The organism is Anaerotignum faecicola (genome assembly GCA_024460105.1).
Lineage (GTDB): Bacteria > Bacillota > Clostridia > Lachnospirales > Anaerotignaceae > JANFXS01.
In genome coordinates this window covers 1-448 of sequence record JANFXS010000292.1, presented here as the reverse complement: position 1 = coordinate 448, position 448 = coordinate 1, and the positions used below count along the sequence as shown (strand labels likewise).

At 49.3% G+C, this 448-nt stretch carries 1 protein-coding gene; it reads right to left on the bottom strand.

Annotation, left to right across the window (positions count from 1 at the left end; genetic code table 11):
- Positions 1–448, bottom strand: a 448-nt coding sequence (locus tag NE664_14025) for a HAMP domain-containing histidine kinase (GenBank protein MCQ4727752.1), incomplete at both ends; no start/stop codon positions are given.

Sequence of the window (448 nt, the reverse complement as noted above, 5' to 3'; positions counted from 1 at the left end):
CCACTCCGCCTTCCACATTTCTCACTCCGCAGGCCTTTCTGTGGGAGTCCATGATAGCCTTTACGATAGACAGCCCGATACCGCTGCCGCCATACTCTCTCGTATGGGATTTATCCACTTTAAAGAACTTCGTCCACAGATTCGGAATATCTTCTTCAGGGATGTTATTCCCCGTATTAAACACAGTTACGAGCGCTTCCTCTCCGTTATCCTCCACCGTGATCACTATCTTTTTCTCGCCTGCCAGATGGTTCAGTGCATTGTTTAGATAGTTCGTCACCACCTCTTCGATCTTGAACTCATCCGCACACACATACACAGGGCCGCAGTCCTCTAAATGTACATCTGCTTCCTTCTGCTGTATCAGAATACCGACCGAATTGATTACTCCGCGGATTAAATCGGTTAAGTCAAACCGGTCCATGACCGGGGCGTCGTTGCCGGCTTC